Consider the following 10,906-nt stretch of genomic DNA (forward strand, 5'->3'; position numbering starts at 1 on the left):
TCAGTCCTGCCGGGGCGCCTGCTCCGGCTCGCCCCCTTCCAGCAGCGCGGCGAAGTCGGCGGGCATGACGCCGTCGCGATGGAACGCGCGCCAGCTCTCCAGGTCGGGGAAGGTGCCGTCGCGCAGTTCCGCCCGCAGGGCGGTGGACCAGCGCAGTTCGGCCTCCAGCATGGCCAGTTCGTAGTCGTCTTCGATGGTGAACAGGCGCGGCAGCGCGCCCGCCAGCGCGGCCGCGCGGTCGCGATGCGCGGCGATCATGCTGTCCAGCTTGGCGATTCGCTCGGTGAGCAGGTCGGCGACCTCTTCCGGCGGCAGCACCGACAGCACCGACAGGCCGGCGCGGAAGGGGCGCTGCTCGGCGGCCGGTTGCCCGATGAGTTCGCGGGTCCAGTCGGCCAGTTCGGCGCGGCCGGCCGCGGTGATGCGGTAGATGGTGCGCTCGGGGCGGGCGCCGTCGCGTTCGCTGCCCGCGACTTCCAGGAACCCGTGCTTGGTGAGGTTGTCCACGACGGTGTACAGCGAGCCCCATTTGACACCCATATCGGTGTCCTTGCCCCACTGCCGCAACCGATTGGCGATCTCGTAGCGGTGCCCGGGCTGGACGCCCAGGGTGGACAGCACCGCCAGGCCCGTCAGGTTGGTGACTTTGCGTTTGGCTGCCATCTCGAACACCTCCGATACTCGTAGACAAATATACGTCTACGAGTATTCGGCGACAAGTTTTCGATTGGCGGGAGATCCCGGAGGCTCAGGCGGCGTCGAATCGGGCGCGCAGGATATCCGCGGTGGCTTGATCGGCGGGCAGGAACGCTTCCAGGTGCAGTTCGGACAGGGTGATGTCGGTGGCGGTGGCGAACGAGGTCAGCGTGGTGATCAGGCGCAGCTCGCCCGCATCGCTCCGCAGGCGCAGCGGCACCGCGAAACCGATGTGATTGGGGCCCGGATCGACCGGCGGCAGATAGCCCACCAGTTCGGCGATGAGCTCGTCCAGCAGCGGATCCGGACTGCGCGCGGCCCGATTGCGCAGGCTGTCGACGATATGGCGCCCCCACTCGGGCAGATTCAGCACCCGCCGGGCCAGCCCGTCCGGATGCAGCGCCAGGCGCAGCACGTTCACCGGGGACCGCAGCAGTTCCGGCGCGCAATCCTCGGTCAGCAGCTCGAAGGCGGGATTGGCGGCCACCAGCACGCCGAACGGGCGGGTGACCACGGCGGGGTAGGGGAGATGACCCTGCAGGATGGTGTCCAGCGCGTGCCGCACCGCGCCGAGTTCCGGTGCGTCCAAAGTGGATTCGGGAAACGCCGGTGCGTACCCGGCGGCCAGCAGCAGGCTGTTGCGCTCGCGCAGCGACAGTCCCAGTGATTCCGCCAGCCGCACCACCATGGTCCGGCCCGGATGCGACCGCCCCTGTTCCAGGAAACTCAGGTATCGCTGACTGGTCTCGGCTTGAATCGCCAAGTCCAGCTGGCTGATTCGCCGCATTCCGCGCCAATGCCGCAACTGCTGCGCGAACGGGGTCGCCTCCACTACCGCCATGGTCGTCATGCCTCCACTGTCCGGGACCGCGAGCCGTCCCGCGATTCCCCGCGGGGAATGACGAAGGCGGCCACTCGATCATTCCCTGCGGGGAATCGCGGCGTGTTCGCCCGCCGGACAAACTTCTCGGCATGCACGAGCCACTGTCTCCACCGCCGACGGTTCCGAGGGCGGCGCGGGTTACGACGTGCTCGCGCTGGACGCGGACGGCCGCATCCGCAGCGATCACCAGTACATCGGCCCCGCGTAACCACCCGCACTGCCAGTTTCAGGAGAACGAATCATGAATGCCCTTGCCTACCATGTGGAATCGCTGCGCGGCCTGGACGGCCTGAGCCGCCGCGCCCAGGAAATCCCGGTTCCCGGACCGCATCAGGTGGTGGTCCGGGTGCGGGCCACCTCGCTCAATCGCCGGGATGTGATGCTGCTCGAGGGCACCTATCCGCTGCCGCTGAAAGCGGACACGGTGCCGCTGGTGGACGGCGTCGGCGAGGTCGTCGCGCTGGGCGATGGCGTGACCCGCGCCGCCCTCGGTGACCGGGTGGCCGGCAGCTATTTCGTCAATTGGATCGACGGCCCGCAGTCCCTGGCGCTGGCCGCCGAACAGTACGGCGCGAACTTCGACGGCTGGCTCGCCGAATACATCGTGCTGGCGGAACAGTCGGTGGTGCACGTGCCCGCGCACCTCACCGACGAGGAAGCCGCCACGCTCACCTGCGCCGGACTGGTGGCCTGGTCCGGGGTGGCCAAGCCGGTCCCGGCCGGAGCGGGGGAGACGGTGCTGACGGTCGGCACCGGCCCGGTCGGGCTGTTCGCCGTCCAGCACGCGAAAATGCTGGGCGCCCGGGTCATTTCGATCACCTCCACCGCCGACAAGGCCGAACGGCTGCGCAAGCTCGGCGCCGACGAGGTGGTGGATCGGGCGAGCACGCCGGACTGGGAGCTCGCCGTACAGGAGCTGACCGGCGGCCTCGGCGCGGACCATGTCATCGATGCGGTCGGCATGCTCACCCTGCCGAAATCCGTTGCGGCAGCGGCCTATGACGCCCGCATCACCCTGATCGGCGCGAAGGCCTCGGAGGTGCCCGCCGCGGCCGCCGATATCTTCGGCGGCAAATATCTCTCCATCCGCCGGGTCGCGGTCGGCAGCCGCACCGATTACGAGGCCATGAACGCCACCATCGCCGAGCACGGCCTGCGCCCGGTCATCGACAGCGTCTTCCCGTTCGACCGGGCCGCCGACGCCTACCGCCACTTCATGGAGGGTGACCCGTTCGGCAAGGTCGTGATCACCGTCCCGTGACCGGCCGTCAGCACGGTCCCGTGATCGCCCCCGAATGCGGTGCGGTGTCGGTGGGATGCTCAGACGGGAGCGGCCGCAGTGACTGCGGCGCTGGAGAATTCGCGGATGCGCGCCGTCTCGTTGCTGCTCAGCCACAGCAGCGCCCATTCGATCGGCGGGGCGTCGCGAACCGGCAGGTAGGCCACATCGGGGCGCGGGTGATAGCGGCGGGCGTGCGCGCCGACGGGCAGGGTGCCCTGGCCCGCGCCGACCAGGGCCAGCAGTTCGGTGGTGGTGGCGAAAGCGGGCTGCTCCAGGGCGGTGGTGCGCTCGGCCTCGGCGGGCGTGATCGAATCGCGCTGCGCCAGTGGGTGGTTCGCGGGAACGGCGAGCAGTCGGGCCTCGGTGACCAGGACGGGACCGCGGCGGATATCCGTTGCGTCGATCGGGAGCGTGCCGAGGGCGATATCCGCCTCACCCGCGCGCAGGGCCGGAATCACTTGCGCCGGTTGGGTTTCGCGAATGCGCACGGTGCAGTCGGGCAGGGTGGCGCGGAGCAGTTCGGCGGCGCGCGCGACCAGCTGGCTGGTGGCGGCGTCCACGAAGGCGACGGTGAGCGTGCCGCCCCGGCCACGCGCGGTGTCGACGGTGCGCCGCACCGCCGCGCCGATCCGGTCCCAGGCCGGGCGCAGATCGGCGTACAGCTCCCGCCCGGCCGCCGTCACCGCCACCCGGCGGCTGCTGCGCTCGAAGAGCGGAACCCCCAGCCGCCGTTCGAGTTTCGCCACCGTCTGGCTGACGCGGGCGGTGGACAGGCGCAGTTGTCCGGCGGTGCGCCCGAAATGCAGTTCCTCGACCAGGGTCAGGAACACCTCGATCTCGTGCCGCTCCAGCATGCCGTCACCCATCTTCAAGCCTGGCTTAACGATCGTTCCCTACTTTCGCATTGATGCCGCAGGTGGCGCACGGGAGGGTGGACTCATCCGGTCAACGAACCACCGAGGAGTCACCATGTACGTCACCGCAGCCCAGGCCCTGTCCGCCACCGACGACGCGGCCGCGGTCCGCGAACTGCGCGATCGCGCCGAGATCCTGGACGCCCTCTACCGTTTCGGCCTCGGACAGGATCTGCAGGACAAGGAACTGTTCGCGTCGTCCTTCACCCCCGACGCCGAACTCGACTTCGCCCCGGCCGCTGCGAAATGGGGTGCGGAGGTGCCCGTCATGCGCGGTCGCGGGGTCATCGTCGACACCATCCTGAGCGGATTCACCGGGCGGGTGGACACCACCCATCAGGTCACCAATCCGCGCATCGCCATCGACGGTGACACCGCTCGGCTGACCGCCATGGTCGAGGCGCAGCATCTGCTCACCGCCGATCACTCGGTCTTCGCGCTGCTGAAGAACTACTACGACGTGGAGCTGCGCCGCGACGGCGGCCGCTGGCTGCTGCACCGGGTCCGCATCGCCAATTCCTGGTTCACCGGCACTCCCTCGGCGATCTTCTAGCAATCGTTATCGATAGATATTGAGCTGGAACAATTCCGTACCGTGTAGTCCGTTCTGCATCCCGGCAAACCTGTGTACCGTCCGTGAAGGACGAGCATTTCGGATCGGCGGCACAGGTTTCGAGGCGAAGGGATGCGGGTTTGGCACTCGGTGCGGTGCGGGAGAAACCCGCCGCGGACAAGACGGACGACACCCCCGGCGTCATGGCGTCGGGCGAGATGTCGCCCCGAGTGCTGGTGGTATTGCTCGTCCTGTCCTTCGGCCTGGTCTTCGCCCTCATCGGCGGCCCGTTGAAAGCCGGACTGCACCGTCCCGCCGCCGACACGTCGGGCTCGGTCACCACCACGCCCGGCACCAGTTCGTCCCAGCAGCCGGTGAACGCCGCGCCCCCGCCGCCCGCCGCGGCCCCGCCTCCGCCGCCGCCCGCACCCGTCGAAGAGGCGCCGGCCCCCGTTCCCGCCTACACCCCGCAATCCCAGCCCGTCGATATCGCCCCGGTGGAGGCCCCGCCCGAGCCCCCGCCCCCGGCGCCGGCCGCCCCGCCGCCCCCGCCCATCCCGGATATCCTCGCGCCCCTGATTCCGTTCCTGATTCCACCTCCGCCCCCGCCGCCCCCGGCTCCCTGACCGGCCCGGCCCGGAATCCGAAGGAGCACAGCCATGCTCGGCAGCGTCGAACCCGAACGGCCTTCCAGCACCGGCGATATCACTCCGCGCAGCCTGGGCGCGGTGGTGCTGGTGTCGGGGCTGATGGTCCTCGCCATCGGCGCGGGCCTGCTGCTCACCACCGCCAGCGACCGGGGCGGCGACTCGAACCGGCCCGGCGATTCGGAATCGATCGACGATCGGCGCCTTCCGGATTCGCCTGCGGGCGTGGCGAATCCCGCCGGGGCGCCGGCGAGCGGCACGGTGGGCGTGCCGTCCGGCGGCGCGGCCGGTGCGGTGATTCCCGGCGCGCCCGTCGTGCCCTCGGGTGTGGTGCCGGTCAGTCCGGTGACTCCGCCCGGTCCCGCCGCACCGCATCCGGTCGAGATCCCGGTGGTGATCCCGGCCGTGGTCCCGCTGCCGGTCATCGCTCCGATCGATGCCGCCGCCCCCATCGGCGGCCCGGGCTGTTCGCGCGCCGCCCTGCTGCTGCCGCTGACCCTGCCGAACGGCGGCTGGGTGTGCACCGATCCGGTCCCCGCCGCCGAGCAACCCCGGCTCGGAGCTCCCTGCTCTTCGAACGGCGTTGCCGCGCAATGGGATCTGCTGCCGATCGCCCGCTGGATCTGCGTGCCCCAGCAGCCCGCGCCGCCGGCTCCGCCCGCGCCGGCCGAGATCGCCGAACCCCAGCCGGAGTTCCCGGCCGAGCCCTGATCAGATCCCGGAAACGTCCGCCAGCTGCCCGATTCCGTAGGTGACGGCCATGGCGAGCGCACCGCCGATCACCACCCGCAGCACCGCCCGCTTCGGGTCGCTGCCGCCGAGTCGTGAACTGACCGAACCGGTTGCGGCCAGCGCGATCAGCACGGCGACGAAGGTCACCGGAATCCGCCACTGCACCGGCGGCAGCAGAATGGCGATCAATGGCAGCAGCGCGCCGAGGGTGAAGGAGACGGCGGAGGAGATCGCCGCGTGCCACGGATTGGTGAGATCGTCCGGATCGAGCTTCAATTCGGCTTCGGCGTGCGCGGCGAAGGCGTCGTGGGCGGTCAGCTCCTCCGCCACCTTGCGCGCGGTCGCATCGGAAAGACCCTTGTCGCGATAGATCTGGGTGAGTTCGGCGAGTTCGTATTCCGGTTCCTCGGCCAGCTCGCGCCGCTCCTTGGACAGCAGCGCCTTCTCGGTATCGCGCTGGGTGCTGACCGAGACGTACTCCCCGGCCGCCATGGAGATCGCGCCCGCGGTGAGCCCCGCGATGCCCGCCGTGAGAATCGACGAGGTGTCGGTGGACGCCGCCGCCACACCCACCACCAGTCCGGCCGTGGACACGATGCCGTCATTGGCCCCGAGCACGCCCGCCCGCAACCAGTTCAGCCGCGAGGCCAGACTGCTGTCGTGCGGTTCGTGCGGATGCGGTAGCCCGTCCTCCGGCTCGGCGCCGCTGCCCGTCGTCTCATCCACACCGGCAGCCTATGCCAGCTCCGGCCGGGCTTCCGGGATCCCGATTCGCTGTGTGCCGCACGCTCAGCGGGCGGCGGGCCGGGTGGCGGGCTGGAACTTGAAGGAGACCGCCTCCATGATCGGCTTGTGCTGCGTCTTCTGCACCGCCGCGATCCGCCACTGGCCGTCGGCATCGCGAATCACCGTGTAGGTGGCCAGTTTTCCGAGCTTCTTCGGATTGCCCTTCGAGGACTCGCCCCGGGTGACGACGATCGCGGTGTCCCGGCCGTAGCGGCGGATCTCGAGGATCTCGACGGTCAGCCGGCTGCCCTTCAAGAAGCTGTCGAACAGCGCCTGGTGCGCGCTCCCGATCTCGCCGCCGCCGTGATAGACGGTCCCGACGTAGGTGACGTCGGTGGCGTCCGCGGTGAAGCAGGCTCCGTAAGCGGCGCCGTCGCCGTGGTTCCAGGCGTCGCGGCTGCGCTCGATCAGGGCGCGGATGGCGGTGGTGTCGGCGTCGATGGTGTTCATGGGAATCGGCCTCCGTGCTAGTCTTCTGCGTGGAAGATGCTTCTTCTTTGAAGAAGTATCTTCGTTGAGGAAGAGATTACGAGAGGAGAGTCGGCCGTGTCAATGCCCGCCGCCGGCAGCCCGCACGAGGTTTTCCGTCGCTATCTGAGCGCCGTGGTGCTGCATGCCCAAGCGGGTGCGCGCGCGGTCGGACTGGGGGCCACGGATCTGTACGCGCTCAACATCCTGGAATTGCGGGGCGCCATGACCCCGGGGGAACTCGGTGCGCGGGCCGGGCTGACCACCGGCCCGACCACCCGGCTCATCGATCGGCTGGAGGCGGCCGGCTGTGTGCGGCGCGCCGCGGATCCGGGCGATCGCCGGAAGGTGATCGTGGAACCGGTCGGGCAGCCCGCGGAGCTGGAGCGGGTGCTGGCTCCGGCACGCCGGGCGATCGGCGAGATCATGGCCGGGTACACCCCGGAGCAGCGTGAGTTGCTCTTCGATTACTTCGGCCGCGCCGCAGCCGCTTTCGAGCAGGCCGCCGCCGCCATCGAATAATGTCCCGCGCCGCGCGGGGGAGGGATGGCTCTCGTTTTGCGGTGGATGCGACCGAATTGCTGGAACGATGAAGATCATGGTCGGTCTTCTCTCGCGCTGGTGGTCTGTCGTCGTCCCACTCCTCGCGGCGGTGGTGCTGGCCGTTTCCTGGGGGCGGGAGCCGGGTCCGATCGCCGCCACCGTGATCGGCGCGGCCCTGATCGGCGCGGTGTTGTCGGCGGTCAGCCATGCGGAAGTGGTGGCGCACCGGGTCGGCGAGCCGTTCGGTTCGCTCATCCTGGCGGTCGCGGTGACCATCATCGAGGTCGGCCTGATCGTCACCCTGATGCTGTCCGGCGGCGACAAGGCCGCCTCCTACGCCCGCGATACCGTCTTCGCCGCGGTCATGATCACCTGCAATGGCATTTTCGGCCTGTCGCTGCTGGTCGCCGCGCTGCGCAGGCGCGTGGCGGTATTCAATGCCGAGGGCACCGGCGGCGCGCTCGCCACCGTCGCCACACTGGCCACGCTCAGCCTGGTGTTGCCGACCTTCACCACCAGTGAACCCGGCCCGGTCTTCTCGGGTGCGCAGCTGGCCTTCGCGGCGGTCGCCTCCCTCGTGCTCTACGGCGTCTTCGTCATGGTGCAGACGGTCCGTCATCCCGACGACTTCCTGCCGGTCGAGGAGTCCGGTGACGACGAGCGTGCGCATCTGCCGTCCAAGAAGGAAGCGCTGATCAGCCTGGTGCTGCTGCTGGTGGCCTTGATCGGCGTGGTCGGGCTGGCCAAGACGGTGTCGCCGTCGATCGAGGACGGTATCGCCGCCGCCGGCCTGCCCGCGTCCGCGGTCGGTGTGGTCATCGCGCTGCTGGTGCTGCTGCCGGAGACCATTGCCGCCGTGCGCGCCGCCCGCGGGGAGCGGGTGCAGATCAGCCTGAACCTGGCACTGGGTTCGGCCATGGCCAGCATCGGCCTGACCATTCCGGCGATCGCGCTGGCCTCGATCTGGATCGAGGGCCCGCTCATGCTCGGCCTCGGCGCGACGCAGATGGTGTTGCTGGCCCTGACCGTGGTGGTCGGCGCGCTCACCGTGGTGCCGGGCCGCGCCACTCTCCTACAGGGCTGCGTGCACCTGGTGCTGTTCTCCGGCTTCCTGTTCCTGGCCGTAAGCCCTTAGCGCACTAGGCGTTCCAGCGATAGACCTGTCCGTCGCGCAGTTCGACGGTCGCGGCCGGTTTCACGCCGCGGCCCGATAGCAGCGCCATCACCCGGGTGCGGCCGCGCGTGGTGACGCCGTCCTCGGTCCAGTGCACGTAGGGGTGCACGAGCTGTGCGAACCGGGCCCAGTCGCCGGATTCGACGGCGTGCATGACGGCGGTGACGGTGTCGTCCACGCGGCCCAGTGAACACGCCGCGGGCCCGGCTACGGGCGGGTTCGGCGGATTCCTCTGAATAGCTGACAGTTCACTAACAAGGTCGGTCGGGTATGGCTCACCCCCGGAAAACCCCTCGGCCAAGGGTTCGCCGCGCCCGTGTGCGAACTCATGCCCATGCCGATCCACTCTGATAACGCGTTACAGAATGCCTGGTCACATCGGTAATCTGCCCCATGGCCAGCTCTGTTTCCGGGTGTACCGGACAGTTGCGGAGAGGTCTGTGTCACACCTGGAGCGGATTTGTTGTAACTCGGCGTAACCATTAGCTTTGATGGCAGGCAGTGTTGCCGATCACGGAGAAGAAATTTTGAAGCTCGTCACCAAACAAGAGAGTGCTGTCCGCATCGTGCGCGACAACTTCTCCGGCACCGTGGTGGCCTCGCTGCGCACCTTCGGACGTGCCGCCGGCATCGCGCAGGAAGCGGTTTCGGGCACGTTCTCCGATCTCGCGCGCGGGCAGTTCCAGTGGAAAGAAGCCATTCTGCAGGCGTGGCGGCTGATCACGGTCACCGCGATTCCCGCCATCCTGATGGCCATTCCGTTCGGCGTCATCGTCTCGGTCCAGGTCGGCAACCTCATTCACACCCTGGGCGCGGATTCGCTGCTCGGCGCGACCGGCGGCCTCGGCGTCATCAAGCAGGGCGCGCCCCTGGCCACCGGCTTCCTGCTGGGCGGCGCGGGCGCGGCGGCGCTGGCCGCGGATCTGGGCGCGCGCACCATCCGCGAGGAGATCGACGCGCTGAACACCATGGGCATCAGCCCGATTCACCGGCTGGTCATCCCGCGCATGGTCGCCATGATCTTCGTGGCCCCGCTGCTGAACGTGCTCATCATCTTCGTCGGCGTGCTGGCCGGCTACATGGTCGCCATCGGCGGTCAGGGCGTGACGCCCGGATCGTATTGGGCCACTTTCGGTTCCTTCACCACCACCGCGGATGTGTGGGTGTCGCTGCTCAAGGCGGTCATCTTCGGCTTCCTGGTGGTGGTCATCGCCTGCCAGCGCGGACTCGAGGCCAAGGGCGGCCCGCGCGGCGTGGCCGATGCGGTGAACGCCGCCGTGGTGCTGTCGGTGGTGTCGATCGTGACCGTCAACCTGGTCGCCACCCAGATCACCGCCATGTTCCTGCCCACGAGGCTGGCCTGATGTCGGCTACCTATGTGCCCAAAGGTCTGGGCTGGGCGGCGCGCGCCTATCGCCGCCGCGGTCTGGTGCTGCGCCGGGTCGAGAACCTGGGCTTCGTGCTGGCCTTCGTCTGGCAGGTGCTGTCGTCGATTCCGTTGACGCTCAGGCGCTATCGCGACGAGACCATGCGGGCCATCACCAATATGACCTGGGGTCGCGGTTCCATCATCGTGGGCGGCGGGACCGTGCCGATGATGATCGTGCTGGGCCTGGTCATGGGCGCTTCGGTCGCGGTCGAGTCCTTCGCGACGCTGGACATGCTGGGCATGGGCCCGGTCACCGGCCTGGTCTCGGCCTACGCCACCACGCGTGAGCTCGCGCCCATCGCCGCCGCCATCGGGTTCGCCGCGCAGGCGGGCTGCCGCATGACCGCCGAGATCGGTTCCATGCGCATCTCCGAGGAGATCGACGCCATCGAATCGCTCGGCCTGCGTTCGGTGCCGTTCGTGGTGACCACCCGGGTGCTGGCCGGCGCGGTCGCCATCATCCCGACCTTCCTGATCGCGCTGATCCTGTCCTACGCGGCCTGCCGCGGGCTGATCACGCTGGTGCACGGGTCGGCGGCGGGCGTCTACGACCACTACTTCTTCCAGTTCGTCTCCGGCTTCGACGTGATCGCGGCCGTGGTGAAGGTGGCCATCTTCGCGGTGGTCGTCATCCTGATCCACTGCTACTACGGCTTCTTCGCCACCGGCGGTCCGGAGGGCGTGGGCATCGCCTCGGGTAAAGCGGTGCGGGCCTCGTCGGTGGCGATCATCGCCATGGACATGGTGCTCTCGCTCGCGCTGTGGGGCTTCAACTCGGCGATCACGTTCACGGGGTAGG

The 10,906-nt window shown here is 69.1% G+C and carries 14 protein-coding genes; 8 read left to right on the top strand and 6 right to left on the bottom strand.

The genetic code is table 11. From position 1 onward, the window contains the following. Positions 1 to 663 carry a PadR family transcriptional regulator gene (locus tag LTV02_RS36275; protein WP_233036033.1) on the bottom strand — a complete coding sequence of 221 codons (663 nt, stop codon included), beginning with the start codon at positions 661 to 663 and terminating at the stop codon, positions 1 to 3. A gap of 85 nt (positions 664 to 748) precedes the next feature. Continuing rightward, positions 749 to 1,546, bottom strand: coding sequence for a helix-turn-helix domain-containing protein (locus LTV02_RS36280; RefSeq protein ID WP_233036034.1), 798 nt, complete (start codon positions 1,544 to 1,546; stop codon positions 749 to 751). A gap of 274 nt (positions 1,547 to 1,820) precedes the next feature. On the opposite strand from LTV02_RS36280, the gene LTV02_RS36285 reads away from it, so the two are divergent. After that, positions 1,821 to 2,840: a zinc-dependent alcohol dehydrogenase family protein gene (locus LTV02_RS36285; RefSeq protein ID WP_233036035.1), complete on the top strand. Its 1,020-nt coding sequence runs from the start codon at positions 1,821 to 1,823 to the stop codon at positions 2,838 to 2,840. 59 nt (positions 2,841 to 2,899) lie between these two features. On the opposite strand, the gene LTV02_RS36290 is transcribed toward LTV02_RS36285, so the two are convergent. Then, positions 2,900 to 3,727 carry a LysR family transcriptional regulator gene (locus LTV02_RS36290; protein WP_233036036.1) on the bottom strand — a complete coding sequence of 276 codons (828 nt, stop codon included), beginning with the start codon at positions 3,725 to 3,727 and terminating at the stop codon, positions 2,900 to 2,902. A 103-nt stretch (positions 3,728 to 3,830) separates the two neighbouring features. Between LTV02_RS36290 and LTV02_RS36295 the strand changes: the two genes are divergently transcribed. The 3 genes from LTV02_RS36295 to LTV02_RS36305 all read left to right on the top strand — a co-directional run bounded on the left by LTV02_RS36295 (position 3,831) and on the right by LTV02_RS36305 (position 5,686). Next, entirely contained in the window at positions 3,831 to 4,328 is a 498-nt protein-coding gene (locus LTV02_RS36295; RefSeq protein ID WP_233036037.1) for a nuclear transport factor 2 family protein, read from the top strand. A gap of 140 nt (positions 4,329 to 4,468) precedes the next feature. Further along, positions 4,469 to 4,954: a hypothetical protein gene (locus tag LTV02_RS36300; RefSeq protein ID WP_233036038.1), complete on the top strand. Its 486-nt coding sequence runs from the start codon at positions 4,469 to 4,471 to the stop codon at positions 4,952 to 4,954. A 33-nt stretch (positions 4,955 to 4,987) separates the two neighbouring features. Continuing rightward, positions 4,988 to 5,686: a hypothetical protein gene (locus LTV02_RS36305; RefSeq protein WP_233036039.1), complete on the top strand. Its 699-nt coding sequence runs from the start codon at positions 4,988 to 4,990 to the stop codon at positions 5,684 to 5,686. Here LTV02_RS36305 and LTV02_RS36310 read toward each other — a convergent pair whose 3' ends face one another. Together LTV02_RS36310 and LTV02_RS36315 are read right to left on the bottom strand one after the other, a co-directional pair. Further along, on the bottom strand, positions 5,687 to 6,433 hold the full coding sequence (locus tag LTV02_RS36310) for a VIT1/CCC1 transporter family protein (RefSeq protein WP_233036040.1): 747 nt from the start codon (positions 6,431 to 6,433) through the stop codon (positions 5,687 to 5,689). It lies immediately after the preceding gene. Positions 6,434 to 6,496: 63 nt separating this feature from the next. Then, positions 6,497 to 6,943, bottom strand: a complete 447-nt coding sequence (locus LTV02_RS36315) for an SgcJ/EcaC family oxidoreductase (RefSeq protein ID WP_233036041.1) — start codon at positions 6,941 to 6,943, stop codon at positions 6,497 to 6,499. 102 nt (positions 6,944 to 7,045) lie between these two features. Here LTV02_RS36315 and LTV02_RS36320 point away from each other — a divergent pair, with 102 nt between their 5' ends. Both LTV02_RS36320 and LTV02_RS36325 read left to right on the top strand, forming a co-directional pair. Then, positions 7,046 to 7,483 (top strand): MarR family winged helix-turn-helix transcriptional regulator, encoded by a 438-nt coding sequence (locus tag LTV02_RS36320; protein WP_233041873.1) that lies wholly within the window; start codon positions 7,046 to 7,048, stop codon positions 7,481 to 7,483. Positions 7,484 to 7,550: 67 nt separating this feature from the next. Further along, positions 7,551 to 8,639 (top strand): calcium:proton antiporter, encoded by a 1,089-nt coding sequence (locus LTV02_RS36325; RefSeq protein ID WP_233036042.1) that lies wholly within the window; start codon positions 7,551 to 7,553, stop codon positions 8,637 to 8,639. A 4-nt stretch (positions 8,640 to 8,643) separates the two neighbouring features. On the opposite strand, the gene LTV02_RS36330 is transcribed toward LTV02_RS36325, so the two are convergent. Then, a complete protein-coding gene (locus LTV02_RS36330; RefSeq protein ID WP_067715391.1) occupies positions 8,644 to 8,856 on the bottom strand; it encodes a nuclear transport factor 2 family protein in 213 nt (70 codons plus the stop codon). A gap of 313 nt (positions 8,857 to 9,169) precedes the next feature. Here LTV02_RS36330 and LTV02_RS36335 point away from each other — a divergent pair, with 313 nt between their 5' ends. After that, positions 9,170 to 10,042 carry an ABC transporter permease gene (locus tag LTV02_RS36335; protein ID WP_233036043.1) on the top strand — a complete coding sequence of 291 codons (873 nt, stop codon included), beginning with the start codon at positions 9,170 to 9,172 and terminating at the stop codon, positions 10,040 to 10,042. Beyond that, a complete protein-coding gene (locus LTV02_RS36340) occupies positions 10,042 to 10,905 on the top strand; it encodes an ABC transporter permease (RefSeq protein WP_408639316.1) in 864 nt (287 codons plus the stop codon). The genes LTV02_RS36335 and LTV02_RS36340 overlap by 1 nt, the downstream gene beginning before the upstream one ends. Position 10,906 lies beyond the last annotated feature (1 nt).

The sequence above is a fragment of the Nocardia yamanashiensis genome (assembly GCF_021183565.1).
In the GTDB taxonomy this organism is placed as follows: domain Bacteria; phylum Actinomycetota; class Actinomycetes; order Mycobacteriales; family Mycobacteriaceae; genus Nocardia; species Nocardia yamanashiensis.

Bases quoted from the DNA above. Each gene is read 5' to 3' on its own strand.
- LTV02_RS36275 (WP_233036033.1), bottom strand. From the start codon at position 663: ATGGCAGCCAAACGCAAAGTCACCAACCTGACGGGCCTGGCGGTGCTG.
- LTV02_RS36280 (WP_233036034.1), bottom strand. From the start codon at position 1,546: ATGACGACCATGGCGGTAGTGGAGGCGACCCCGTTCGCGCAGCAGTTG.
- LTV02_RS36285 (WP_233036035.1), top strand. From the start codon at position 1,821: ATGAATGCCCTTGCCTACCATGTGGAATCGCTGCGCGGCCTGGACGGC.
- LTV02_RS36290 (WP_233036036.1), bottom strand. From the start codon at position 3,727: ATGGGTGACGGCATGCTGGAGCGGCACGAGATCGAGGTGTTCCTGACC.
- LTV02_RS36295 (WP_233036037.1), top strand. From the start codon at position 3,831: ATGTACGTCACCGCAGCCCAGGCCCTGTCCGCCACCGACGACGCGGCC.
- LTV02_RS36305 (WP_233036039.1), top strand. From the start codon at position 4,988: ATGCTCGGCAGCGTCGAACCCGAACGGCCTTCCAGCACCGGCGATATC.
- LTV02_RS36315 (WP_233036041.1), bottom strand. From the start codon at position 6,943: ATGAACACCATCGACGCCGACACCACCGCCATCCGCGCCCTGATCGAG.
- LTV02_RS36320 (WP_233041873.1), top strand. From the start codon at position 7,046: ATGCCCGCCGCCGGCAGCCCGCACGAGGTTTTCCGTCGCTATCTGAGC.
- LTV02_RS36325 (WP_233036042.1), top strand. From the start codon at position 7,551: ATGAAGATCATGGTCGGTCTTCTCTCGCGCTGGTGGTCTGTCGTCGTC.
- LTV02_RS36335 (WP_233036043.1), top strand. From the start codon at position 9,170: ATGGCAGGCAGTGTTGCCGATCACGGAGAAGAAATTTTGAAGCTCGTC.
- LTV02_RS36340 (WP_408639316.1), top strand. From the start codon at position 10,042: ATGTCGGCTACCTATGTGCCCAAAGGTCTGGGCTGGGCGGCGCGCGCC.